The 23822-nt window shown below is 60.7% G+C and carries 22 protein-coding genes and 2 tRNA genes; 11 read left to right on the top strand and 13 right to left on the bottom strand.

Features of this window, described 5'->3' with window-relative positions; translation table 11 throughout:
• Positions 1 to 563 precede the first annotated feature (563 nt).
• The 3 genes from hisB to ACP15V_RS01920 all read right to left on the bottom strand — a co-directional run bounded on the left by hisB (position 564) and on the right by ACP15V_RS01920 (position 3129).
• The gene (gene hisB, locus ACP15V_RS01930) at positions 564 to 1151 is read right to left on the bottom strand and encodes an imidazoleglycerol-phosphate dehydratase HisB (protein WP_424941995.1); all 588 of its coding nucleotides are present in this window, start codon (positions 1149 to 1151) and stop codon (positions 564 to 566) included.
• Between the two features lie 310 nt (positions 1152 to 1461).
• On the bottom strand, positions 1462 to 2178 hold the full coding sequence (locus ACP15V_RS01925; protein ID WP_424941994.1) for a hypothetical protein: 717 nt from the start codon (positions 2176 to 2178) through the stop codon (positions 1462 to 1464).
• 69 nt (positions 2179 to 2247) lie between these two features.
• Positions 2248 to 3129 carry a LysR family transcriptional regulator gene (locus ACP15V_RS01920; protein WP_424941993.1) on the bottom strand — a complete coding sequence of 294 codons (882 nt, stop codon included), beginning with the start codon at positions 3127 to 3129 and terminating at the stop codon, positions 2248 to 2250.
• Between the two features lie 228 nt (positions 3130 to 3357).
• Between ACP15V_RS01920 and ACP15V_RS01915 the strand changes: the two genes are divergently transcribed.
• Complete coding sequence (locus ACP15V_RS01915; protein WP_424941992.1) at positions 3358 to 3732, top strand: helix-turn-helix domain-containing protein; 375 nt, start codon at positions 3358 to 3360, stop codon at positions 3730 to 3732.
• 277 nt (positions 3733 to 4009) lie between these two features.
• On the opposite strand, the gene ACP15V_RS01910 is transcribed toward ACP15V_RS01915, so the two are convergent.
• The 8 genes from ACP15V_RS01910 to tldD all read right to left on the bottom strand — a co-directional run bounded on the left by ACP15V_RS01910 (position 4010) and on the right by tldD (position 12200).
• Positions 4010 to 4084, bottom strand: a tRNA-Gly gene (locus ACP15V_RS01910).
• A gap of 75 nt (positions 4085 to 4159) precedes the next feature.
• Positions 4160 to 4234 (bottom strand) — tRNA-Gly (locus ACP15V_RS01905).
• 107 nt (positions 4235 to 4341) lie between these two features.
• Entirely contained in the window at positions 4342 to 4761 is a 420-nt protein-coding gene (locus ACP15V_RS01900; RefSeq protein WP_424941991.1) for an MAPEG family protein, read from the bottom strand.
• A 42-nt stretch (positions 4762 to 4803) separates the two neighbouring features.
• Entirely contained in the window at positions 4804 to 8244 is a 3441-nt protein-coding gene (locus ACP15V_RS01895; RefSeq protein WP_424941990.1) for a pyruvate carboxylase, read from the bottom strand.
• 176 nt (positions 8245 to 8420) lie between these two features.
• The gene (dprA, locus tag ACP15V_RS01890; RefSeq protein ID WP_424941989.1) at positions 8421 to 9584 is read right to left on the bottom strand and encodes a DNA-processing protein DprA; all 1164 of its coding nucleotides are present in this window, start codon (positions 9582 to 9584) and stop codon (positions 8421 to 8423) included.
• Between the two features lie 95 nt (positions 9585 to 9679).
• Positions 9680 to 10174 (bottom strand): hypothetical protein, encoded by a 495-nt coding sequence (locus ACP15V_RS01885; protein WP_424941988.1) that lies wholly within the window; start codon positions 10172 to 10174, stop codon positions 9680 to 9682.
• 98 nt (positions 10175 to 10272) lie between these two features.
• Entirely contained in the window at positions 10273 to 10779 is a 507-nt protein-coding gene (locus tag ACP15V_RS01880; protein ID WP_424941987.1) for a GNAT family N-acetyltransferase, read from the bottom strand.
• Positions 10776 to 12200 (bottom strand): metalloprotease TldD, encoded by a 1425-nt coding sequence (gene tldD / locus ACP15V_RS01875; protein ID WP_424941986.1) that lies wholly within the window; start codon positions 12198 to 12200, stop codon positions 10776 to 10778. Before tldD ends, ACP15V_RS01880 begins: the two co-directional genes overlap by 4 nt.
• A gap of 237 nt (positions 12201 to 12437) precedes the next feature.
• On the opposite strand from tldD, the gene coxB reads away from it, so the two are divergent.
• The 10 genes from coxB to ACP15V_RS01825 all read left to right on the top strand — a co-directional run bounded on the left by coxB (position 12438) and on the right by ACP15V_RS01825 (position 21733).
• Positions 12438 to 13307 (top strand): cytochrome c oxidase subunit II, encoded by an 870-nt coding sequence (coxB, locus tag ACP15V_RS01870; RefSeq protein WP_424941985.1) that lies wholly within the window; start codon positions 12438 to 12440, stop codon positions 13305 to 13307.
• Positions 13308 to 13412: 105 nt separating this feature from the next.
• Positions 13413 to 14360, top strand: a complete 948-nt coding sequence (gene cyoE, locus ACP15V_RS01865) for a heme o synthase (RefSeq protein WP_424941984.1) — start codon at positions 13413 to 13415, stop codon at positions 14358 to 14360.
• Positions 14360 to 14521, top strand: coding sequence for a hypothetical protein (locus tag ACP15V_RS01860; protein ID WP_424941983.1), 162 nt, complete (start codon positions 14360 to 14362; stop codon positions 14519 to 14521). Before cyoE ends, ACP15V_RS01860 begins: the two co-directional genes overlap by 1 nt.
• The gene (locus tag ACP15V_RS01855) at positions 14518 to 15102 is read left to right on the top strand and encodes a cytochrome c oxidase assembly protein (protein WP_424941982.1); all 585 of its coding nucleotides are present in this window, start codon (positions 14518 to 14520) and stop codon (positions 15100 to 15102) included. The genes ACP15V_RS01860 and ACP15V_RS01855 overlap by 4 nt, the downstream gene beginning before the upstream one ends.
• A gap of 51 nt (positions 15103 to 15153) precedes the next feature.
• The gene (locus ACP15V_RS01850) at positions 15154 to 15954 is read left to right on the top strand and encodes a cytochrome c oxidase subunit 3 (RefSeq protein WP_424941981.1); all 801 of its coding nucleotides are present in this window, start codon (positions 15154 to 15156) and stop codon (positions 15952 to 15954) included.
• A gap of 210 nt (positions 15955 to 16164) precedes the next feature.
• A complete protein-coding gene (locus ACP15V_RS01845; protein WP_424941980.1) occupies positions 16165 to 16860 on the top strand; it encodes an SURF1 family protein in 696 nt (231 codons plus the stop codon).
• A 13-nt stretch (positions 16861 to 16873) separates the two neighbouring features.
• Positions 16874 to 18259: a threonine synthase gene (gene thrC, locus ACP15V_RS01840; protein ID WP_424941979.1), complete on the top strand. Its 1386-nt coding sequence runs from the start codon at positions 16874 to 16876 to the stop codon at positions 18257 to 18259.
• Positions 18260 to 18264: 5 nt separating this feature from the next.
• Positions 18265 to 19533 carry a M16 family metallopeptidase gene (locus tag ACP15V_RS01835; RefSeq protein ID WP_424941978.1) on the top strand — a complete coding sequence of 423 codons (1269 nt, stop codon included), beginning with the start codon at positions 18265 to 18267 and terminating at the stop codon, positions 19531 to 19533.
• A complete protein-coding gene (locus tag ACP15V_RS01830; protein WP_424941977.1) occupies positions 19530 to 20132 on the top strand; it encodes a GNAT family N-acetyltransferase in 603 nt (200 codons plus the stop codon). The genes ACP15V_RS01835 and ACP15V_RS01830 overlap by 4 nt, the downstream gene beginning before the upstream one ends.
• Before the next feature lie 179 nt (positions 20133 to 20311).
• On the top strand, positions 20312 to 21733 hold the full coding sequence (locus ACP15V_RS01825) for an FAD-binding oxidoreductase (protein WP_424941976.1): 1422 nt from the start codon (positions 20312 to 20314) through the stop codon (positions 21731 to 21733).
• Positions 21734 to 22164: 431 nt separating this feature from the next.
• Here the strand turns inward: ACP15V_RS01825 and ACP15V_RS01820 are convergent, their stop codons facing one another.
• Together ACP15V_RS01820 and ACP15V_RS01815 are read right to left on the bottom strand one after the other, a co-directional pair.
• Positions 22165 to 22695 (bottom strand): adenine phosphoribosyltransferase, encoded by a 531-nt coding sequence (locus ACP15V_RS01820; protein ID WP_424941975.1) that lies wholly within the window; start codon positions 22693 to 22695, stop codon positions 22165 to 22167.
• The gene (locus ACP15V_RS01815; protein ID WP_424941974.1) at positions 22692 to 23744 is read right to left on the bottom strand and encodes a DUF418 domain-containing protein; all 1053 of its coding nucleotides are present in this window, start codon (positions 23742 to 23744) and stop codon (positions 22692 to 22694) included. The genes ACP15V_RS01820 and ACP15V_RS01815 overlap by 4 nt, the downstream gene beginning before the upstream one ends.
• Positions 23745 to 23822: the final 78 nt, after the last annotated feature.

The raw sequence follows: 23822 nt of genomic DNA, 5'->3' as shown, positions 1-23822 counted from the left end.
CGTTTTGGCGTCAGGATAGGTAATGAGTATGTGATCGCATTTACATCGGTGATCTGTAATTTGTCCCTCGGCCGTCCTGGCGATTGCCAGCATTTTGCGATTGCATTCAGATGGTTATCTGGGTGTCGTAAAGCCGAGGGCAGCAGGTTGGCCCATGTGACTCCGGCCCGGTCATACCGGTCATATCCCCAAGATTGAGGAGCGCGTGGACCAGCCTGTCCCTCTGCTCTGTATGCGGAGCCACGCCGCCCCCGGTCCGGTATCTGGTCTGGTGCCAGGGCTGGCGCCTGCTGCGATGCTTGGGCCGTGGGGGGCTGTCGGGGCGGGACCTGTCCCGCCAAAGAAAATACCCCAAACCAAAAAGCCGCACCCGTCCTCGGGCGCGGCTTTGTCAAATGCAGCTCACGTGCATCCGGGAAAGGGCGGGGCGGGTGGATGCCTGGAGCGTTTCGAGCCCCCCCTGAGACACCCTTCAGACACCGGTTTTTCCCAAAACATGCACAGCATCGATATCTCTTTGGGCGTTTCGGTTTTCCCCTGTGTCAGGTGGAAACTGAAACGCTTTAGAGCGCGCCCTTGGTCGAGGGCAGCACATCGGCCATGCGCGGATCGGTTTCAACCGCCATGCGCAGCGCCCGGGCCACCGCCTTGAACGCCGCTTCGGCCACGTGGTGGGCATTGAACCCGTGGATCTGATCCACATGCAGGGTGATCCCGCCATGGGTCGACAAGGCCTGGAAAAACTCGCGCACCAATTCAGTGTCGAAGTTGCCAATTTTCGACGCGGTGAACTCCACATTCCAGGTCAAAAACGGGCGGGCCGACAGATCCAGCGCGGCGCGGACCTGTGCGTCATCCATCGGCAGGTGGCATTCGCCATAGCGCCGGATGCCCTTCTTGTCGCCCACGGCCTTGGCCAGCGCCTGACCCAGCGCGATGCCGGTGTCCTCGACCGTGTGGTGGTCGTCGATGTGATAATCGCCCTTGGCCCGGATCGTCAAATCGATCAGCGAATGGCGCGACAGCTGATCGAGCATGTGGTCAAAGAACCCCACGCCGGTCTGGTTGTCATAGGTGCCGGTGCCATCGAGGTTGATCTCGACGCTGATCTCGGTTTCGGCCGTGCTGCGGCTGATCTTGGCGACGCGCATGGGCAACTCCTTTTGTTTCACCCCGGCTTTATAGGGGGGCGGAAGAAAAGGGGAAAGCGGGCAAATGTCGTTTTGCCGGGGATGTGGTTTTCTGGCGTGACCCGCGGCTGACGGATGGGCATGGGAACGGGCCCGCAGGTGAGGCACCTGAGAGAACATGTGGTCTGTAAACTCGTTAAACAGGGGCCCAACAGTCGGGCGATTGGGATCGAACGTCACGACACACGTAAACCATTACGCGCTCGGATCCCGGTGCCATGTCTTGTGCCATGTCCTGGAAACCGGACCGGCAGTATGACTTGCGCGTGGATCAGGCCGCCAGCGCCGGCAGGATCTCGGATGTGGGCAGGCGCAGGATAAAGCTCAGATCCTCGTGGCTCATATAGGGCATGAAGCAGCGCATCGGGGTGTTCTTGCCCTTCACATGCCAGGTGATTGCACCCGGATCGGCGTGCATATACCCCTCACGCGCCAGCAATCCGCGATAGGCCAGCCCCTCGGGCATGAAGCCAAAGATGTGATCGGGCGACCAGCGCAGCGCACAGGTGGCCATGGCAAATCGCGCCAAGGCGCCCGGCAGGCCGGTGCCGCGAAAGCGCGGATCGCGTTTCACCCAAAGCTCGCCATGGTAAAACACCTGCCCCGTGATCCGGTTGGCCCCGGGGCCGGGGCGAAAGAACGACCGGTCCATATCCAGATCCGGTATGGCCGGGGGGAAGGCGCGGAAATTATGGGCCATGTAATCTGACAGGGTCAGACCTTGCAGATCCAACAGGCGCATCGCCTGCGTGTGCACCAGCTCGCCTTCGCGGGTCCAGCCCAGGATCCAGAACGCGTTTTGTTCGCCCAGCTTGTGGAATTCCGGATCAAAGGGTTGCCCCAGAGGCTGTTCGGGGCGGTGGGTGCGGATCGCGTCGGCATAGACGGTGAAATCCGATCCGATTTCGAGCACCAGGTCCTTGGTTTCCGCCAGATCAAGAATGGCGGAGACATATTGTGCGCCCGTGAAGGTATCATAGATGGTCATTAGAATCTCCCATGCAACCAGTGATAGGGAGAGGTTAACTCATGGGTGTGCCAGCGTCGCGATTTCTGGTTAACGATCTACCTCAGGTGGCAAAATACTCATGATCATCTCGGGGTCCATCTCGGTGCGCATCTCTTCCGGCAGGGCTTCGATCAAGATCTTGTGGGTCCGGTCCACCAGGGTCGCAAGGGCAAAGCTGCCATCGGGAAAACGACAGCCCAGAGCCAGCCGGTGATAGGACATTGATTCCAGCGGAAGGTCGGGTCCGCGCCGCATCCGGGTGAAAATATGATCCAGGCGCACCCCGTGGTTTCGTTGCACCTCGCGGAACGGGTCCGTCAGCAGGCGGGTAAACCCCTCGCCCCCCGGCAGATCAGCAATCCGCCGCCCGACCGAAGACCGCTCCAGGGTCCAGCCAAACCAGGTGGCAAACGAGGATTTCTCGCCCACCTCGGTACAGATCCACCCGTCATCCGCTGGGCGAAACGTCATGAGGTAGGGGCGCAGCGGGGCAAATTCCCGCGCTTCGATTTGCCCCTTGGCCCGGGCCCAGACCTGAAATCCCCATTGCAGAAACGGCGAGCTGCTGATCCACAATTCGGACAGCGGATGCTGTTGCAGCATGTACGGCACCTGACCTTCCTGCAGCGCAAAGTGAAACAACCCATTGCGCCCCGAGGTTTCATTGTGCAGCCAGGCTTCGGCGCGGGCCAAAAGCGTCTTGGCCTCCTCCAGGCTATCTTTGCCCATCTGGGTCAGGCTATACTGACGGTCATCGAGGTTGAAAAGCGGGCCGCCCTTATACTCCTCCAGCAGTGAAATATGGCGGCGCAGGGTCTGGCGCGTGCTGCCCAGCTCGCGCACGGCCTGCGACAGGTTCAGCGTACGCGCAAGCGTTGCAAAAGATCGCATCATCTCGAACAACAGGGCAGGAGGCGGATTGGATGACATTTGCGGTCGCTTACCTTGAGGTTGTAAAATGGTGCATCTGGGTCACTTGCCATTTCTCAAACAGGGCAAGCGAACCCGTTGAAAAACAAGTTCAGTCCAAAGGTGATGGTAAATAAATCACCCATCACTTGTCAATATTTGTTCCCGAACCGATGATCGCTCATCAATTGCTTATTCAGGCATATGTGACACTCTCGCTTAACGGGAAACAAATGAAATGGTGAGGAAATGGTGCATCCAGTGGACGCCCATGTTGGGCGAAAGGTGCGGGAAATCCGCCTGTTGCGTGGGTTGACCCAGGCGAATGTAGCAGAACAGCTTGGTCTGTCCTTTCAACAATTGCAGAAATATGAAACCGGTCATAACCGGGTGTCAGCCAGCCGCCTATACGAGATTGCGCAGCTGCTTGGTGTGGAACCGTCCTATTTTTTCGATGGCTACCAGACCGCGGATACGGACAAACCCGCACAGCTAGATGAACGCACCGCGCGGGCGGCAAAGGCGCTTTCGTCTATTACCGATGATGCGGTGCGCAACCAGATCCAGACCATGATCATGGAACTGGCAGGCCGTGAAAACAGTGAGCTGCGCAAGTCGGCCTGACGGTTCGCAGCCCTCACCGGGAGACCTTGGGGAAGGGGTCTTGGGGAGACAACATAGAATGCTTGCGCCGCATCTCGCGTGGCAAAATTGCGGGATGCAGCGAACCGGTTCCGAGCAAACCCCGGATGAACATCCGGGACGGGGTGGGACCGATAAAGCGAACGGGGGAAACTCCGTTCGCTTTTTTCATGGTGTGTTTAGGGTGCGTTTGTTGTCCTGGATATGCAGGCGACACCCGCAAACAAAAACGCCCCCGAAAATCAGAGGCGTTTTTGATTGGAGCGGGTGATGAGATTCGAACTCACGACATTTACCTTGGCAAGGTAACGCTCTACCCCTGAGCTACACCCGCATCCTGAACACACCGAATTTCCTATGGCTGGGTTTGCCCGGAAGGACCTGGGTAGGGTCCGATGTTATGGCCGATTGGAGCGGGTGATGAGATTCGAACTCACGACATTTACCTTGGCAAGGTAACGCTCTACCCCTGAGCTACACCCGCGTCCTTCGGTGAGGCGTGATGTATGAAATCCCGCCGGTACCTGCAAGAGGAAAATGCACTTTCCCCGGTCTTTTTTCAAGAAAATCCCGATTGCTGCGGAATTCCCCTCAGATCAGCGCATGCAGGATATTGGCCGTTGCGGTGATGGCAATCATCGCGAGCGTCAGCACCATGCCCGTCCTGCGCAGGGGGATGATCTGCGGGGTGCGACCAAAGCCGATGGCGTGCAGCACGCGCCCCGCAACCAGCATCAGCCCCAACAGGTGCAGCCCCCAACCCGGTGCGCCCTGCAGCTCTGCCAACGCCAGCAAAATCACCCCCAACGGCACGTATTCCGCGCAATTGGCCTGGGTGCGCATCGCCTTGATCATCAGCTTGTTGTCCGCATCCCCCACCGACACGCGCTCTCTTTGCCGGGTGCGAATGACCCGCGAGCTGAGATAGAGGAACAAAAGGGCCAGCAGGCCCGCATAGATCGGGGTGACGGTCATGCGCGCAATCTCCAAAATGAAACACCCGGCCAGCATGGGGGCTGACCGGGTGTTTGCATAGGGTTACGTTGAGAGAGCTTATTCCAGCTCCACCAACAGGTCCTTGGCGTCGATCTGGCCCCCGGCGCTGACATGCACCGCCTTGACCGTGGCGTCGCGTTCGGCGTGGATGCCGGTTTCCATCTTCATCGCTTCGATGGTCAACAGCAGGTCGCCTTCATGCACCTCTTGGCCCGCGGTCACGGCCACGCTGGCCACAACGCCCGGCATGGGCGCGCCCACATGGTCCGCGTTACCCTCTTGGGCTTTCGGGCGGCTGATCGTGGTGGCCTTGACCAGACGGTTCGGCACGCGAATGACACGCGGTTGGCCGTTCAACTCAAAGAACACCTTCACTTCGCCGTTCTCGTCGGTCTCACCGACGGCCTGCAACAAGATCTCCAGCGTCTTGCCCGGATCGATTTCCGCCTCGATCTCCTCGCCCGGCTCCATGCCATAGAAGAAGGTCTTGGTGGGCAGGGTGCGCACCGGGCCGTACTGGCGATGGCGCCCCATGTAATCCAGGAACACTTTGGGATACATCAGATACCCGTTCAGATCCTCGTCATCAACCTTGAACCCATTAAGTTCGCTGGACAATTCCGCACGAGTTGCTTCCAGGTCAATCGGCTCCAGATGCTTGCCGGGGCGTTCAAGGTTCGGCGCTTCGTCCTTCAGCACCTTTTTGACGATCCCATCCGGGAACCCACCGGGCGGTTGGCCCAGGTTGCCGCGCATCATGTCCACAACGCTGTCGGGGAAGGCCACGTCGTGATCCGGATCCTCGACCTCATCTCGGGTCAGGCCCTGGCTGACCATCATCAGCGCCATATCACCCACCACTTTGGACGAGGGCGTCACTTTGACAATATCGCCAAACATCTGGTTCACATCTGCGTAAGATTGCGCCACCTCGGGCCAACGCTCTTCCAGCCCAAGCGAGCGCGCCTGTGCCTTGAGGTTGGTGAACTGACCGCCGGGCATCTCGTGCAAATACACTTCCGACGCGGGCGAGGCGAGGCCGCTTTCAAACGCCACATATTGGCTGCGCACCTGCTCCCAGTAATCATTGATCTCGCGAATGGCCTCGATCGACAGGCCGGTGTCACGTTCCGTGTGGCGCAGCGCCTCGACAATTGACCCAAGGCAGGGCTGCGAGGTGCCGCCGGAAAACGCGTCCATCGCCGCGTCCACCGCATCGACGCCCGCCGCCGAGGCCGCCAGAATGGTCGCCCCCGCAATGCCCGACGTGTCATGGGTATGGAAATGCACCGGGATCGAAATCTCGTCCTTCAGCGCCTTGATCAGCGCCGTGGCCGAGGCCGGTTTCAGAAGGCCCGCCATGTCCTTGAGACCAAGGATATGCGCACCCGCCGCTTCCAGCTCTTTCGCCATGCCGACATAGTATTTCAGGTCGTATTTCGACCGGTCCGGGTTCAGGATATCACCGGTGTAGCACACGGTGCCCTCGACAATCTTGCCGGACTCATTCACCGCATCCATCGCGACGCGCATGTTTTCGACCCAGTTGAGGCTGTCAAACACGCGGAACACATCCACGCCGGTTTCGGCCGCCTGACGGACAAATTCCTTGACCACATTGTCGGGGTAATTTGTGTACCCCACGCCATTGGACGCGCGCAGCAGCATTTGCGTCAGCACGTTCGGCATCCGCTCGCGCAGATCGCGCAGGCGCTGCCACGGGCATTCCTGCAAGAAACGATAAGCCACGTCAAAGGTCGCGCCGCCCCAGCATTCGACCGAGAACAGATCGGACAGGTTGGTCGCATAAGCCGGCGCCGCCTTGATCATGTCGATCGACCGCATCCGGGTGGCCAGCAACGACTGGTGCCCGTCGCGCATCGTGGTGTCGGTCAAAAGCAGCTTTTTCTGACCCAGCATCCAGTCCGCAACGGCCTTGGCGCCCTTGTCTTCCAACAGGTTGCGCGTGCCCGCCGGGATCTCCACGCCATGGGCGGGGGCTTTTGGGGCCTTCAACCCGTCCGCCGGGGCCGGCCGGCCTTCGGTCTCGGGGTGTCCGTTCACGGTGATGTCGGCGATATAGGTCAGGACCTTGGTGCCCCGGTCGCGGCGTTTCTTGAAATTAAAGAGGTCCGGCGTCTCGTCGATGAACTTGGTGGTGTATTCATTCGACAGGAAGGTCGGGTGTTTCAGCAGGTTTTCCACGAACGCAATATTGGTCGATACGCCACGAATGCGAAACTCGCGCAACGCGCGGTCCATCCGGGCAATCGCCGCTTCGGGCGTTTGCGCGTGCGCGGTGATTTTCACCAGCAGACTGTCATAATAGCGCGTGATCACCCCGCCCGCATAGGCGGTGCCGCCATCCAGGCGGATGCCCATGCCGGTGGCCGAGCGATAGGCCGTGATGCGGCCATAATCGGGGATGAAGTTGTTTTGCGGATCTTCCGTGGTGATCCGGGTTTGCAGCGCGTGGCCGTTCAGGTAGATCTCGTCTTGCGAGGCCTTGCCGGTGGCCTCGGCCAGTGTCTTGCCCTCGGCAATGCGCACCTGCGCCTGCACGATGTCGATGCCGGTCACCTCTTCGGTGACGGTGTGTTCCACCTGAACGCGCGGGTTCACCTCGATGAAATAGAACTTGCCGGTTTCCATATCCATCAGGAACTCAACCGTGCCCGCGCATTCGTAATTCACATGGGCACAGATCTTGCGACCCAGCTCGCAAATTTCGGCGCGCTGTTCTTCGGACAGATAGGGGGCCGGGGCGCGTTCAACCACTTTCTGGTTGCGACGCTGCACCGAACAGTCGCGCTCCCACAGGTGGTAAATCTCGCCGTGGCTGTCGCCCAGGATCTGCACTTCAACGTGGCGCGCGCGGGTGATCATCTTTTCCAGATAGCCTTCGCCATTGCCAAAGGCGGCTTCGGCTTCGCGGCGGCCTTCCAGAACCTTTTCTTCCAGCTCGTCTTCCGAGAAGATCGGGCGCATCCCGCGCCCGCCGCCACCCCAGGACGCTTTCAGCATCAGCGGATAGCCAACCTCTTTGGCCTCAGCGCGGATCGCATCCATGTCATCGCCCAGAACCTCGGTCGCGGGAATGACCGGCACGCCGGCTTCGATCGCCACTCTGCGCGCCGACGCCTTGTCGCCCAATGCGCGCATCGTGGCCGCCTTGGGGCCGATGAAGGTGATGCCATTGGCCTCGCAGGCGTCCACGAAATCCGGGTTTTCTGACAGGAGCCCATAGCCCGGGTGGATAGCATCCGCGCCGCTTTCCTTGGCCACACGGATGATCTCGTCAATCGACAGATACGCGGCCACCGGCCCCATCCCTTCGCCGATCTTATAGGCTTCGTCCGCCTTGAACCGGTGCAGGCCCAGCTTGTCCTCCTCGGCATAGACGGCAACGGTTTTCTTGCCCATCTCGTTGGCGGCCCGCATCACACGGATCGCAATTTCGCCTCGGTTGGCAATCAGGATTTTTTGAAACTCGCGCATCGGCATCTCCCCTCGGTGTCGATGAGTGGTGTCTGTAGCGGGTCGGCATATCAGGTGGGCCGGCCGCTGTGGATATGGCGGGATTGGTACGATTTGCTGCAGTGCAGCGCAACTGTTTTGTTACATTTGGCAAGATTTGCCTCAAAATTGGTTACCTTAGCTTACCAATTTATCCTTTAGCAGCGGGACAACAGGCCGCCCGCCACCCGAGTGATTCGCCCTTCCAGCTCCAGCGAAACAATCTCCGCCGACAGCATTTGTGCCGGATGGCCCAGCTCCTGGATCAGTTGATCTTCTGCCAGGGGCGCGGCGTCCAGGCGTGCCAAAATCTGGTCATGCAGCCCGTCGATTTCTGCGGGGGCACATGCCGGTTCCACCGCCGGGATTGGACCCGGTGGTTGAGGGATATCTTGCCGGGAATCGACACGGTCAGGCTGCGCAAATGCGCCGCGCAGCGCGTCGAATACGTCATCAGCGTTGCGTATCAACGTCGCACCGTCACGGATCAGCATGTTGCAGCCCGACGCGCGGGCATCAAAGGGGTGGCCCGGCACCGCCAAAACATCGCGCCCCTGATCAAGCGCATTGCGTGCCGTGATCATTGTGCCGGATTTCGCCGCCGCCTCCACCACCACCACGGCCTGCGCGAGGCCCGAGATCAGGCGGTTGCGCAAGGGAAAATGGCGCGCCTGCGGTGACAGGCCCATTGGCTGTTCCGACAGGCGCAGCCCGGTTTTGGCGATCCGTTTTGCCAGGTCGGTGTTTTCTGCGGGATAGATCAGGTCGACCCCGCCAGGCATCACGGCCACGGTTGGGCCATGCTGCAAAGCCGCGTCATGCACGGCCGTGTCAATGCCGCGTGCCAGGCCAGAGACCACAACATGCCCCGCCTCTGTCAGGTCGCGCGCCAGTTTGCGGGCCATGCGCAGCCCCAGAGACGAGGCGTTGCGCGCCCCGGCCAGGGCCACCATTGGGCGATCCAAGACTGAAAGATCTCCGATCGCCCAGAAAAACGGCGGGGCATCGTCGATCTGCGCCAGCGCGGCGGGATAGGCCTCTTGCCCCCAGAACACCAATTGCGCCCCGGCCTTTTTGCCGCGACGCATCTCTTCTTCAACCACGGCCATCGGGCAGGGGTGATAGTCTTTCACACCCGCCGCACCGGCCACTTCCGGCAATACCTCAAGGGCGGCCTGTGCGCTTCCATGTTCGTTGATCAGTTTGAAAAAGGTTGCCACGCCAACCCGGCGTGAGCGCAAGAGACGGAGCCAGTTCAGCTCATCTTCCACACATTGGGGTGAGGGGGTGGGGTGGGGGGAAGGGAATAAATCCGCGGCCATACCTTTGTTCCGTCTCTTGCCCGTACACCATGGTCGCGAAATGGTTAACGCTCCCCTAACGAAAAACAGAAACTTTGGAGAAATTCGGAATTATCTCAGCTCCGGGCCCGGTCGCCCTGATCGTTGCGTTCGCGCCGCCCGCCCAGCACCGCCCAGAACACGGACCCGGCGATCACGCCGATCAGAGTGTATAGTACCATCGCAGGCACCGGGCTTGTGCCGGGCAGGTTCTGAATATCGTTCAGATAGGTGTGCAGGCCCGCCGCCCATGAGGTCACGGTGGCCGTGACAATCGCAAGGGCGCGGCTTTCGGCCACGAACTGCCCCAGCCCCCAGAATATCGCCACGGCAAGGGCCGCCAGAGGCGCCACATAGATCAAGCCAAAGGTAAAGGCGGCGGCGATGAACAGAAGCGCGGTGAAGGGGAGGGCGATCACCTCATGCTCCAACACCGACCCGCCGGTGAAGGCAACAGCCCCTTCGATCAGGAAAAATGCCGCCCAACAGGCCACGCCAAGGCCAAACAGCGCGACAAGCGTCCAGAGGGTGGATTTGAGGTAGAGCCAGATGGGGGCGGAAGTGTCAGTCATGGAACTTTGATTATGGCGTCAAACACATGTAAGCGCCATCTGCTTTGCTTAGGCGGAGGCCCTGGTCTGTCCCTATCGGGGCCACCCTCTGCCGCCACTTATCGGCGCTGGGAGCGGTCGGGTGTTGTCAGGTTTTTAACGAAATACACCACGTCCAGCGGGAAATCTCCGGTTGAAGTGGCCAGATTTGCAATCGCGGTATGGCTCTCCTCCCAGCCGTTTCGCGAGTAAAACCGTTGTGCCCTCAGGTTTTCTTTCACGCATGCCAAGCGCGCGTGTGTGTGCCCGGATGCTGCGATGCGGCGCTCTCCATCTGCCAAAAGCAGGTCGGCAATTCCGGTGCCGGACGCCGTTTGATCAACATAGATCTGATCCAGCTCGGCACCGTCGATGGCGCAGAACCCAACGGGCGCGCCGATGGGGCCAATTGTGCGCGCTGCCTGCCCAAATGCCCTGAGGCGGCGCTGAAAGTCCGTTTCGGTGCGCAGCAGGGTAAGCTCTTTTGGCACGTAATCGGCATGTGCGCGCATCCACTGGTGATGCCAGAGATGGGCGAGGGGCAGGATATCCTCGGTTACAACCGCGCGGATCGGCGGGGGCGTCACACTGACGCCCCACCGACGGTCAGCCCGCCGATCAAGAGGGTCGGTTGACCCACGCCCACCGGTACGGATTGGCCCGCCTTGCCGCAGGTGCCGACGCCCGGATCCATCGCCATGTCATTGCCGATGGCGCGGATCTGTTTCATCGCTTGCGGGCCGTCGCCGATCAGCGTGGCGCCTTTCACCGGGGCCACCCGTTTACCGTCTTTCACCAGATAGGCTTCGGTGCAGCTAAAGACGAATTTCCCATTGGTGATGTCCACCTGACCGCCGCCAAACCCGACCGCATGGATGCCGTCTTTCAGCTCGCCCAGAACCTCGTCCGGGGTGGCGTCGCCGCCTTCCATGATGGTGTTGGTCATGCGTGGCATCGGCGCGTGGGCATAGCTTTCGCGCCGTCCATTGCCGGTGGGGGCCACCCCCATCAGGCGGGCGTTCTGGCGGTCCTGCATATAGCCCACCAGCACCCCGTCTTCGATCAGCACCGCCCGGCCCGAGGGCGTGCCTTCGTCGTCCACCGACAGCGATCCGCGCCGATCCGGCAGGGTGCCATCATCCACCACGGTCACGCCTTTGGCGGCGACCTGCTGGCCGACGAGGCCCGAGAACGCCGAGGTGCCTTTGCGGTTGAAATCGCCCTCAAGCCCGTGGCCCACCGCCTCGTGCAACAAAATGCCGGGCCAGCCATTGCCCAGCACCACATCCATTTCGCCCGCAGGCGCGGGGATGGCCTCAAGGTTCACCAGCGCAATGCGCAGCGCCTCGCGCGCGTGCATCTGCCAGTTGTCGGCCTCCAGCAGACCCGACAGGCCAATGCGCCCGCCGCCACCCGATCCGCCGCTTTCGCGCCGCCCGTCCTGTTCGACAATGACTGAGACATTTAGTCGCGTCATGGGTCTTGTGTCCGACACCATCTGACCATCCGGGCGCAGGATATGCACCTCTTGCAATGACGCACCCATCGAGGCCGAGACCTGCAGCACACGCGGGTCCAGCCCACGGGCAAAGGCGTCAATCTCGCGCAGGGTTTCGATTTTCACCGGAAACTCCGCATCCGCCATCGGATCGGCATCGGAATAAAGCTTGCGGTTGGTCGGGCTGGGCGCATCGGCCCAGCTGCCCCCCCCATCACCCACGGCCAATTTTGCCGTGGCCGCCGCGCGGGTTAGCGCCGCCTCGGAGATCTCGGTCGAATGGGCGTACCCTGCGGTTTCGCCTTTCACGGCGCGCAGCCCAAACCCTTCGGATGCATCATAGCTCGCGTTTTTCAGCCGCCCGTCGTCAAACACGAGGGATTCGGAGCGACGACGTTCCAAAAACAGCTCGCCATCATCCGCCCCATTTGTGGCGTCGGCCAGGATGGATTTGGCGCGCTCCGGGTCGAGATGGGTGTCAAACGGGCGAAAGGCTGTGCTGTCGGTCATTGGGTCCTCAAAAAACGGCGATTTGACATGGATCATTGCTTAACCTGAGAAGGTTTTCCTTGTCCCTTCCGTTGTAATATGGTTTCAAGCCAAAGAGAAACAACGGAATCTCATGAGATAATCCTTCGGCCCGATCAAAAAGGCCAGAGAGAGGAAGAGACCCGCTGTAAAGAGATGATCCGGGGCGCAGATCGAGCTGACCTTCGATGTCCCCCGCGAACAGGGATGAAAAGACATATGAAGCGTTTCAGCAGCGTCATTGCCACTGCAACTGCCATCTTGGCCGCCACGGGTGCGGCCGCACAGGACAATCTGCAAAATCTGGACGTGATCGGCAAACCGGTTGACGGGGCCACCGGGTTTCAACCTGCGGTGACCGACATCGCCGTGGCCACCCAGGGGCTGGATGGGATGATCAACATCATCATCATCGCCATTGCGGGGTTTGTGACGCTTCTGTTGGCCTGGTGCATTGTGCGCTTCAACCGCCGTGCCAACCCGGAACCGGCCACCTTTTCGCACCACACCCCGATCGAGATTGCCTGGACCATCATCCCGGTGATCATCCTGGTCTTCATCGGGGCCTTCTCGCTGCCCGTCCTGTTCAAACAGCAGGTGATCCCGGAAGGGGACGTGGTGATCAAGGCCACCGGGTATCAGTGGTATTGGGGTTATGAATATCCCGAGCATGAGTTCGGCTTTGACAGCTTCCTTTTGGATAAATCGGCTCTGGAAGAGCACGGCTATGCGCAATCCGACTACCTTCTGGCCACCGACACCGCCGTTGTGGTGCCGACCGGCAAAAAGGTTGTGGTGCAGGTCACCGGCGGTGACGTGATCCACGCCTGGACCATCCCCGCCTTTGGCGTGAAGCAAGACGCTGTTCCGGGCCGTCTGGCCGAGCTGTGGTTCGAAGTCGAAGAAGGCAAGGAAGGCATCTATTTCGGTCAATGTTCCGAGCTTTGCGGCAAGGACCACGCCTATATGCCGATCACCGTGAAGGCCGTGACCCAGGACCAGTATGACGCCTGGCTGAAGGGCGCGATCGAGGAATATGCCGGCAACCCCGACAGCCTTCCGCAGGTCAACCTGGCCTCGGCCGAGTAAACGCAAATCGCGGGGCGTCCTGAATAGGGCGCCCGCATTCGCCCAATCATCCGCCCGCCACGCCCGGCAATATCACGGGCTTCGGCCAGCACCATGTGAGGACAGATGAGCGACGCAAGCTTTAACTCCACCCAAACCGGCCCCCAGATCGGCGAGGCCGGGTTTGGCGATTACTTCGCGCTGTTGAAGCCGCGGGTGATGTCGCTTGTGGTGTTCACCGCCTTTGTCGGGCTGATGGTCGCACCGAACGGCGTGCATCCGCTGCTGGGGTTTGCCTCGATCCTGTTCATCGCCGTGGGCGGCGGCGCGTCCGGCGCGCTGAACATGTGGTGGGACGCCGACATCGACCGCAAGATGCGCCGCACCCAATCGCGCCCGATCCCGGCGGGGCGCGTGACAGAAGGCGAGGCCTTTGCGCTGGGCATGACGCTGTCGGTCTTTGCCTGTGTGTTTCTGGCGCTGACCGCAAACTTCATGGCCGGGTTCCTTCTGGCCTTCACCATCTTCTTCTACGTGGCGATTTACACCATGTGGCTGAAACGCTGGACGCCGCAAAACATCGTGATTGGTGGCGCGGCAGGCGCCTTCCCACCGATGATCGGCTGGGCCGTGGCGACCGGGGGCGTGTCGATCGAAAGCCTCCTGATGTTTGCCCTGACCTTCGCCTGGACCCCGCCGCATTTCTGGGCGCTGGCGCTCTTTACCAAAGGTGACTATGCGAACGCGGGCGTGCCGATGCTGACCGTGACCCATGGCCGCAAGACCACCCGCGCCCATATCCTCGGCTACACTTTGGTGCTGGCGCTGGTGGCGATTGCGCTGGGGCTGACCTCGGTTGGTGGGCCGACCTATATGGCGATTGCCATGGTCTTGAACGCCATGTTCATCAAGGGCGCCTGGGATGTGTTCAAGCGCAATGACGACGACAGTGAGGCCGACACGCACAAGGCGGAACGTGGCCTTTTCAAACTGTCGCTGCTTTACCTTTTTGCCCATTACGGCGCGCTTTTGATCGAAGCAGGCCTGAAACCCTTCGGATGGGGAGGCTGGTGATGACCTTCAAGGAAGACCATGAACTGCACAAACGCCGCTTTGGCCGCAATCTGGGCCTTGGCCTGGTGCTGATCGGCTTTGTCGCTTTGGTCTACGGGATCACCGTGGTCAAAGTGGGGGAACTTTATCAGCCGGACCCTGCTGCGGAGGCCACCGAGTGAGCCAGAGCGCACATCATAAAACCGCAGCAAAGATGGTCGGTGTGGTGATCCTGATGGGATCGCTGTCCTGGGCCTCTGTGCCGTTTTACGACTGGTTCTGCCGGGTCACCGGATTTGGCGGCGAAACCTCGGTCGCTGATGCGGGATCGGACGTGGTGCTGGACCAAACAATGCTGGTGCGTTTTGATGCCTCGAAAGAACGCGGCATGCCGTGGGAGTTCAAACCCCTGCAGCATGAAATGCGCGTGAAGATCGGCGAAACCGGACTGGCCTTTTACGAGGCCTATAACCCGACCAGCCGCCCCGTGGCCGGCACCGCCAGCTATAACGTCGCGCCTTTTGCCGCCGGCGGCTATTTCACCAAGATCGACTGTTTCTGCTTTGAAGAGCAGGTATTGCAGCCGGGCGAACGGGTGACCATGCCGGTCACCTTCTATGTCGACCCCGAACTGGTCGAGGACCGCGAAGCCCAATACGTCAAGGCGATCACGCTGTCATACACATTCCATGAAACCGACCTGCCCGAGGAGGTTGCGCGACTGGCAACCGACCCCGACACGGTCACCACGCAAAACAACTAAGGCCAAAAAGGGCCCCGCCAAGGGGCCGGAAGAATAGGGACCAGAACACAAATGGCACATGCTAAGAACCACGATTATCACATTCTACCACCATCGGTGAATCCGTTCATCGGTGCGGTTGCAGGCTTTATCATGCTGTTTGGCGCTGTTCAGTGGATGGCCAATGGCATGCCATGGCTGTTCTTCATCGGGCTGGTTGGCGTGCTTTACGTCATGTTCGCCTGGTGGTCGGATGTGGTGCATGAAGGGCAGACCGGCGATCACACCCCGGTGGTGAAGATCGGGCTTCGGTATGGCGTGATCCTCTTTATCATGTCCGAGGTGATGTTCTTCTCGGCCTGGTTCTGGTCTTTCTTCAAACATGCGCTGTACCCAATGACCGAAGGCTCGCCCAAGGTGGATGGCGTCTGGCCGCCCGCAGGGATCGAAACCTTTGACCCCTGGCACCTGCCGCTGATCAACACGCTGATCCTGCTTCTGTCGGGCGCTGCGGTCACCTGGGCACACCACGCGATTGCCCATGAGAACAACCGCAAAGACCTGATCAACGGTCTGGCCATTGCGGTGCTTCTGGGCGCGATCTTTACCGTGTTCCAGGCCTATGAATACAGCCACGCGGCCTTTGGCTTTTCTGGCAACATCTATGGCGTGAACTTCTTCATGGCGACCGGTTTCCACGGCTTCCACGTGATTGTCGGCACCATCTTCCTTGGCGTCTGCTGCCTGCGTGCGCTGAAGGGCCACTTCACCCCGGAAAGCCATGTCGGCTTCGAGGCCGCCGCCTGGTACTGGCACTTTGTGGACGTGGTCTGGCTGTTCCTCTTCGTCGCGGTCTATATCTGGGGCCGTTGAACCTGATCCAAATTCGGTCCAGCAGCGTTTCATGACAAAGAGGCTTGCCGCTTTGGCTTGAAACGCCCACCCGATAAAAACGACCGGAATGCTTCGCACAAATCTCGTGGTTCAATTTTGGCGCGAAGCATTTTAAGTATGGGCGTGGGGGGAACCCCGCGCCCTTTCCCATTCCGCCAAGCCTGACACCCAACCCGAGACCCAGCCCACATGAACTGGAAATTCCTTCTTGCCGCGCTCCTTAGCCTCACCGTGCTGGCCGTGTTCCTCTCGCTGGGCACATGGCAGCTGTCGCGCCTGCAATGGAAAGAGGCGTTGATTGCCGAGATTGACGCGAAAATCAGCGCAGATCCCGTGGGGCTGCCCGACGCGCCGCGGATGGAAGATCATCAATATCTGCCGGTTGCGGTGGTGGGCGCCTTTGATCCCGGCGCGGTTTTTGTGCTTGGCTCCACCCGCGATTTCGGCGCGGGGCATCGGGTGATTTCGCCCTTTACCACCGAAAATGGCCGCCGCATCCTGATCGACCGTGGTTTCTTGCCCGTCGCGGCCGGACGGCCCGATTTTGCGGGGGGCACGGCTGGGATCACCGGCAATCTTTATTGGCCGGATGAACGCGACAGTTACACGCCCGAAGATGACCTTGTCGCAAACACCTGGTTTGCCCGCGACGTAGACAAGCTCGCCCAGCACCTGAACACGGATCCGGTGCTGATCGTCGCCCGCACCCCAACCGCCGCCGCGATCCATGCCGTGCCAATCACCACGTCGGGCATCCCCAACCGCCATCTGGAATATGTCGGGACATGGTTTTTGCTCGCCATCACATGGTCGGTGATGACAGGCTTTGCGCTTTGGCGTATGAAGCGCCGACGCCCCAAATCTGCACCCCCTTCCGACGCATAAAGGAATCACGGAAATGCGCTATGTTTCGACCCGAGGAGAGGCCCCGGTTCTGAGTTTCGAAGACGCCATGCTGACCGGGCTTGCCCGTGACGGCGGCCTTTATGTGCCCGAAACCGTGCCGACCATGACCCAGGACGACATTGCCGCCCTGGCCGGTGTGCCGTACGAAGAGGCCGCCTTTCGCGTGATGTGGCCTTTTGTCGAGGGCAGCTTTACCAAAGACGAGTTCCGCGAGATCATCGCCAAGGCCTATGCAGGTTTCGGCCACGAGGCCCGCGCGCCGCTGGTGCAATTGGAGCCCGGCCATTTCCTGCTGGAACTCTTTCACGGGCCAACGCTGGCCTTTAAAGATTTCGCAATGCAACTGATCGGTCATCTTTTTCAAGTGGCGCTCGCCAAACGCGGCGAGAAAATCACCATTGTCGGCGCGACCTCAGGTGACACTGGCTCTGCCGCGATCGAAGCCTTCCGGGGGCTGGACAATGTGGATGTCTGCATCCTTTACCCCCATGGTCGCGTCTCTGACGTGCAGCGTCGCCAGATGACCACCCCGACGGAAAGCAATGTCCACGCGCTCGCCGTCGATGGCGATTTCGATGATTGTCAGGCGCGCCTGAAGGACATGTTCAACGATTTCGAGTTCCGGGACGAGGTGAAACTCGCAGGCGTGAACTCGATCAACTGGGGCCGGGTGCTGGCGCAGGTGGTCTATTACTTCACCTCGGCCGTCGCCGTGGGCGCACCGCATCGCAAGGTCAGCTTTACCGTGCCCACAGGCAATTTTGGTGATATTTTCGCAGGCTATATCGCCAAACAGATGGGGCTTCCCATCGACCAGCTGGTGATCGCCACCAACCAAAACGACATCCTGCACCGCACCATGGAAACCGGTGCCTATACCAAAGCGGGCGTGACGCCGTCGATTTCACCGTCGATGGACATCCAGGTCAGCTCGAACTTCGAACGCGCGCTGTTTGATGCCTATGGGCGCGACGGCAAAGCGGTGCAAAGCCAGATGGCGGATCTGGCCTCGGGCGGTTTCACCATCTCGCAAGGGGCGATGGAATACCTCAAGGATCACTTCACCTCGGGCCGCGCGTCGGAAGACGACACCATGGCCGAAATCAAACGCAGCTTTGAAACAACCGGCGAGGTCCTGTGCCCGCATTCTGCCGTGGGTGTAAAAGTGGCGCGCGAACATCTGACCGACACGGTGATGATCACGCTGGCCACCGCGCATCCCGCGAAATTCCCCGCCGCCGTGAAAGACGCCTCTGGGCAGGACGCGCCCTTGCCGCCGCGCATGGCGGATCTCTTTGACCGCGACGAACGCGTGACCCGCGTCGCCGGCGACCTTGACGCGCTGAAAACCGCGATCCGCGAAAAAACAGGACGTTAAGCCATATGACAGTTGAAATCGGACGGCTGGAAAACGGCTTTCGCGTTGTCACCGAACAGATGCCGGGGCTGGAAAGCGCCTCGCTTGGCATTTGGGTGATGGCTGGCGGGCGCCATGAAACGGCGGCCCAGAACGGCATTGCGCATTTCCTGGAACATATGGCGTTCAAGGGGACCAACCGGCGCACGGCGCTGGAGATTGCCGAGGCGATCGAGGATGTGGGCGGCTATATCAACGCCTATACCTCGCGCGAGGTCACGGCCTATTACGCCCGCGTTCTGAAACAGGATGTGGCGCTGGCCTTCGACGTGATTTCCGACATTGTGCTGAACCCGATTTTCGACGCGAACGAGATTGAAACCGAACGCGGCGTGATCCTGCAGGAAATTGGTCAGGCGCTGGATACGCCTGATGACGTGGTGTTTGACTGGCTGCAAGAGGTCGCCTTTCCCGACCAACCGATGGGCCGCACCATCCTGGGCCCGGTCGAACGGGTGAACGCCTTCTCGCGCGAGGATCTGGCCGGGTTTGTCGCCCAGCATTACGGTCCCGAACGCCTGATCCTGTCAGCCGCGGGCGCCGTCGATCATGACGAGATCATGCGCCTGGCAGAGAAAACTTTTGGCGGGCTGACCCGTGGCGCAGATCATGTGGCAGACGCCGCGGGCTGGGCCTCGGGCGAACGGCACGAGATCCGCAATGGGTTGGAGCAGGTGCATTTTACCCTTGGCATCGAAGCGCCCAGCTATCGCGATGACGCGTTTTACGCAGGGCAACTCTTTAGCTCGGGTTTGGGCGGCGGTATGTCGTCCCGGCTGTTTCAGGAAGCGCGCGAAAAGCGGGGCCTGTGCTATTCGATCTTTGCGCAACTGGGGTCCTATGACGACACCGGGATGATGACGATCTATGCGGGCACCTCCGCCGAAGACATCGGGGATCTGGCGCAACTCACCGTGCAGGAATTGACCAAAGCGGCTGATGAGATGACGGAAAAAGAGCTCGAACGCGCGCGCACCCAATTGAAGGCCGGGCTGCTGATGGGGCTGGAAAGCCCATCGTCACGCGCCGAACGCATGGCGCGTCTGATCGGCATCTGGGACCGGGTGCCGGGCCTGAATGAGACGGTCGAAAAGATCGATGCGGTCACCCTGTCGGATCTGCGCGCGATCGGCCGGAAAATGGCGCGCGAGGCCCAGATGGCCATGGCGGTCTACGGGCCCGCGGACCGCGCCCTGCCGCTTTCTGCGCTGAACGACACCCGGAACGCCGCATGATGTTTGGCCCGTTTTCGACCCGCACCCGCAAGAAAGTTCGGATCGAAACCGAGCGCATGACCCTGCGCTCCCCCCTGCATGGCGATTACCGCGCCTGGGCGGCGTTGCGCGCCTCGAGCCAGGATTTCCTCAGCCCGTGGGAACCCACCTGGGCGACGGATCACCTGACGCGCAAAAGCTTTACCAACCGGGTCTATTGGGCCAACCGATCGATCGCCGGGGGCACGGCACTGCCGCTCTTTATGATCCGGCGTGAAGATGACGCGCTGCTGGGGGCGATCACGCTGGACAATATCCGCCGTGGCCCGTCGCAGGCGGGCACCACCGGCTATTGGGTGGGCGAACGCTTTGCCCGGATGGGGTATATGCGCGAAGGATTGGAGGCGCTGGTGCATTACGCCTTTACCGAACTGGATCTCAGCCGGTTAGAGGCCGGGTGCCTGCCCGAAAACGCCGCATCGCGCGGGGTGCTCGAAAGGGTTGGGTTCAAATATGAAGGCGTGGCGCAAAGTTATTTGCAGATCAACGGGCGCTGGCGCAACCATGTGCTCTATGCCAATCTGCGGTCGGATCGGCGCGGGCGCACTTTGGTGGGCTGATCGGATGGGGGGCAGGCAAGGGGCGCATCGCTCACGCGATCTGCGCGCTGCCGGTGGCCTCGCTCCGCTCGGCCTGCCTGCGGCGCGGATATTTTCGGACCAAAGATGGCCGGATAGGTCGGTTAGAGTACGGGCCTGATCCCAGTGTGGGAAAAGCCAGTGTGGAAAAAGAGGGTGCTATGCGGGATGCGGATGAAACGTTTGAGGGGCTGTTGCGGACGCAATTGCCTGACGGTGCGTTTCGTCCATTGACGCCGCACTACCTGGAGGAACCACGCGGCCAGTTTCATGGTGCGGGCGGGCTTGTTCTGGCGCCGAGATCGGTGGACGAGGTGTCGGCCATTTTGCGCGCCTGTCATGACGCGTCTGTGCCCGTGATCCCCTTTGGCGGCGGTACCGGATTGGTCGGCGGGCAGGTGATGCCGGCGGCGGAGGGCACGCGCCCGGTGATCCTGTCGCTGGAGCGGATGACACAGATCCGTGCGGTTTACCCCGAAGAAAACGTCATGGTGGTGGAGGCCGGCGCGGTGCTGGCCGATGTTCAAGCGGCGGCGGAAGGGGTGGAGCGGCTCTTTCCCCTGTCGCTTGCCTCCGAAGGGTCCTGCCGGATCGGCGGGTGCCTGTCGACCAATGCGGGCGGCGTGAATGTGCTGCGCTACGGCAACGCGCGGGCGTTGTGTCTGGGGCTGGAGGCGGTTCTGCCCGACGGGCGGATCTGGAACGGACTAAAGCGCCTGCGCAAGGACAACACCGGCTATGATCTGGTCAATCTTCTTTGCGGGGCCGAAGGCACGTTGGGGGTGATCACGGCGGCCAGCCTGCGCTTGTCGCCCCGTCCGGCCTCGGTGGGCACAGCGTTGATGGTGGTCGATACCCCTGCCGCCGCCCTTGCCTTATTGTCGCTTGCCCAGGCGCAGGTGGGGGATGGAATTTCCGCCTTTGAACTGATGTCCGGCACTGGGGTCGATTTTCTGAGCGAGGCCGGATTGGGCGGCGTGCAACCCTTTGATACGCGCCCGAACTGGTCGGTGCTGATTGAACTGGGGGTGGGGGGCGCGCAGGACGCGGCGAAGCAGTTGGAGCAATTGTTCGAGGCCGCACATCAGGCTGGTCTGGTGTCTGACGGCGTGATTGCCAGTTCTGACGCACAGCGCATTGCGCTTTGGAAACTGCGCGAAGAGATCCCGCTGGCGAACCGTCATGTGGGGGCGATCTCGTCCCATGATATCTCACTGCCGCTGTCGGAAATCCCCAATTTCCTGACGCAAGCGGATGCCGCCATCACTGTCCTTGGCCCTTATCGCATCAACGCGTTTGGGCATCTTGGCGATGGCAACCTGCATTACAATATTTTCCCGCCGCAGGGGCACAAAAAACAGGAATACGCTGGGCAGGTCGCCGAAATCCGGGAAACCGTCTATGGGCTGGTGCATCAGATGGGCGGGTCTTTTTCGGCGGAACACGGGGTCGGGCGGCTCAAGACAGATGAGCTTGCCCGCTACGCAGATCCCACCCGGCTTGCCGCCATGCGCGCGATCAAACAGGCGTTGGATCCCAAGGGCATCATGAACCCCGGCGTGATCTTCCCGATCAAGGCCTGACGCCGCGCCCCTCTTGTCTGGTCTTACAACGTTTCGGTTTCCCCCTGTGTCAGATTAAACCGAAAACGCTTTGGCTTATTTTCTGGTCATAAATATCCCGGGGGTCGAGGGCTTCCCGGAAACCGTCTGGGAGACGGTTTCGCCCGAAGAACGGGCGGAGCCCCTGGCTTGCCTCGCGAGGGGCAGCGCCCCTTCAGGCTCATCCGCAGGATGAGCCACGCCCAAAAGGCGGCGCTCTGCGCAGCAGAGGGGCAGACTGCGGGAGATCCACGAAACCATCCCCAAAATGATTGATGCCCCGCCTTTGGGTGAAGGCAGGGCATCGCACGGGGTCGATAAAATCGTCGTGCACAAGCAGCGTCCGTTGCTCCAACAGACACCTATCCTTTTAGGTGTGATTCCTTAACAACCCGTTCACGAGAAAGGCTTTTTCAAAGTCCTTCAAACTCGCACAGAACATGAACCTCCATGCCCATATCCTCCAGCACCTTGCGCCCGCCCAGTTCCGGCAGGTCGACAATGAAGGCGCAGCCGACAATATCGGCGCCAACCCGTTCAAGGAGCTTGATGCCCGCGCCCGCCGTGCCGCCCGTGGCCAGCAGGTCATCGACCAAAAGCACCCGTTCCCCCGGCTGGATCGCATCGGTGTGCATCTCGACCACCGCTTCACCATATTCCAACGTATAGGCCTGTGAATGAGTTTCCCCCGGCAGCTTGCCTTTCTTGCGCACGGGCACAAACCCGGTGCCCAACTGGTGGGCAATCGCGCCGCCAATGATGAACCCACGCGCCTCAAGTCCAACAACCTTATCAATGGGTTGACCCGCATAGGGGTGCAGCATTTGGTCGATTGCCATGCGCATCCCGCGCGGGTCAGCAAACAGCGTGGTCACATCGCGAAACAGGATCCCTTCATGCGGGAAATCGACGATGGTGCGGATATAGTCCTTGACGGTTTTCATGTCTTACCTTCGGTCAGAATGCGCATCAGGGCCTCCAGCGGCCCCCGCCGGAACTTACGCAACCAGACCAGTGCAAACAATGCGGCACAGGCGACAAAAGCAATCGAATAGGTAAATATTTCCAGGCTCGACATTTGCCCGCCCAACAGCCCCAGACCCTGCAACAGCCCCATGCCGATCAGAATATGGGCCGCATAAAGTGTCAGCGTCATGCGACCGGGGGCAATCAACAGCAACTCGATCCGTAAAAACCGGATCAACGGGGTGATCAGCAGGATCAGCCCAAGCGCCGCCGTGGCCCACGCCCCCGCAGCCACCATGTAAAGCGGGCCGGGGGGGATCGGCGTGGTGCCCAGAAGCTCGCCCCATTCGGGCAGTTCAATCAACTGACGAGACAGGAGTTCGCTTGCAAGGGCCACCGCCCCGCCACCTGCAAGCAAGATCAGCTGCACCGGCACGCGGTCCAGTTTCAGACGCCCAAGATACATGCCAAAAAGCAGGAACCCCGCCCAGGGAAACACCGGGTGCCAACCGTTGTAAAACGTGTGGCGCAGAAAGCCGGGGAGGGTCCAGAAATCGGCGTAACTCAGCGTGTCCCAATTCCAACCCGCTTCATAATTGAGCAGGGCCTGCGCCAGGGTGCCGATCCCCACAAACCCTGCCGCGCCCAGCAAAAGCGCACGGTTGGACCGCCCCATAAACACCATCGCAACAAGAAAATAGAAGGCGTAGAAATGCAGGATATCCGCGTCGAAAATCAGCATGTCCGCCATGCCGATCACAAACAGGAACAGGGCCCTGCGCAGGGTCAGATGCCAGGGCGCGGCCCCAAGCGCCACGCCAACACCCGCCAGCACCACAAACAGCGCCGCCGCGCGGCCTTCCAGATATCCAGTCAGGGTGGCTGGCCAATCCAGCGCCCAATCCGCCCCGACATCCGCACCCCCCCAGCCGCCGCCGGTGGTCACCTCTGCCGCAATTCGAAAATTCACCAAAACCATGCCCGTAAAGGCGATGAACCTTGCAATATCAACACCTTGGTTGCGCATCCTGTCCCCTGCTGCTGTGCCGTGCTCACGCGGCCTTTCGGCCGACTCTGATCAGGCTTTTGCACGAGGGCAAGGCAG

This window comes from Aliiroseovarius crassostreae, assembly GCF_049803815.1.
GTDB lineage: Bacteria > Pseudomonadota > Alphaproteobacteria > Rhodobacterales > Rhodobacteraceae > Aliiroseovarius > Aliiroseovarius crassostreae_A.
This window is presented reverse-complemented; position numbering and strand designations above follow the sequence as displayed.

Coding starts and splice junctions, on each gene's coding strand:
- ACP15V_RS01925 (WP_424941994.1), bottom strand. CDS start 2,178: ATGACCATCTATGATACCTTCACGGGCGCACAATATGTCTCCGCCATT.
- ACP15V_RS01900 (WP_424941991.1), bottom strand. CDS start 4,761: ATGCTGGCCGGGTGTTTCATTTTGGAGATTGCGCGCATGACCGTCACC.
- ACP15V_RS01830 (WP_424941977.1), top strand. CDS start 19,530: ATGATGTTTGGCCCGTTTTCGACCCGCACCCGCAAGAAAGTTCGGATC.
- cyoE (WP_424941984.1), top strand. CDS start 13,413: ATGAGCGACGCAAGCTTTAACTCCACCCAAACCGGCCCCCAGATCGGC.
- ACP15V_RS01820 (WP_424941975.1), bottom strand. CDS start 22,695: ATGAAAACCGTCAAGGACTATATCCGCACCATCGTCGATTTCCCGCAT.
- ACP15V_RS01860 (WP_424941983.1), top strand. CDS start 14,360: ATGACCTTCAAGGAAGACCATGAACTGCACAAACGCCGCTTTGGCCGC.
- ACP15V_RS01895 (WP_424941990.1), bottom strand. CDS start 8,244: ATGCGCGAGTTTCAAAAAATCCTGATTGCCAACCGAGGCGAAATTGCG.
- ACP15V_RS01885 (WP_424941988.1), bottom strand. CDS start 10,174: ATGACTGACACTTCCGCCCCCATCTGGCTCTACCTCAAATCCACCCTC.
- ACP15V_RS01920 (WP_424941993.1), bottom strand. CDS start 3,129: ATGTCATCCAATCCGCCTCCTGCCCTGTTGTTCGAGATGATGCGATCT.
- dprA (WP_424941989.1), bottom strand. CDS start 9,584: ATGGCCGCGGATTTATTCCCTTCCCCCCACCCCACCCCCTCACCCCAA.
- ACP15V_RS01835 (WP_424941978.1), top strand. CDS start 18,265: ATGACAGTTGAAATCGGACGGCTGGAAAACGGCTTTCGCGTTGTCACC.
- ACP15V_RS01825 (WP_424941976.1), top strand. CDS start 20,312: ATGCGGGATGCGGATGAAACGTTTGAGGGGCTGTTGCGGACGCAATTG.
- ACP15V_RS01915 (WP_424941992.1), top strand. CDS start 3,358: ATGGTGCATCCAGTGGACGCCCATGTTGGGCGAAAGGTGCGGGAAATC.
- ACP15V_RS01850 (WP_424941981.1), top strand. CDS start 15,154: ATGGCACATGCTAAGAACCACGATTATCACATTCTACCACCATCGGTG.
- tldD (WP_424941986.1), bottom strand. CDS start 12,200: ATGACCGACAGCACAGCCTTTCGCCCGTTTGACACCCATCTCGACCCG.
- ACP15V_RS01815 (WP_424941974.1), bottom strand. CDS start 23,744: ATGCGCAACCAAGGTGTTGATATTGCAAGGTTCATCGCCTTTACGGGC.
- coxB (WP_424941985.1), top strand. CDS start 12,438: ATGAAGCGTTTCAGCAGCGTCATTGCCACTGCAACTGCCATCTTGGCC.
- hisB (WP_424941995.1), bottom strand. CDS start 1,151: ATGCGCGTCGCCAAGATCAGCCGCAGCACGGCCGAAACCGAGATCAGC.
- ACP15V_RS01845 (WP_424941980.1), top strand. CDS start 16,165: ATGAACTGGAAATTCCTTCTTGCCGCGCTCCTTAGCCTCACCGTGCTG.
- thrC (WP_424941979.1), top strand. CDS start 16,874: ATGCGCTATGTTTCGACCCGAGGAGAGGCCCCGGTTCTGAGTTTCGAA.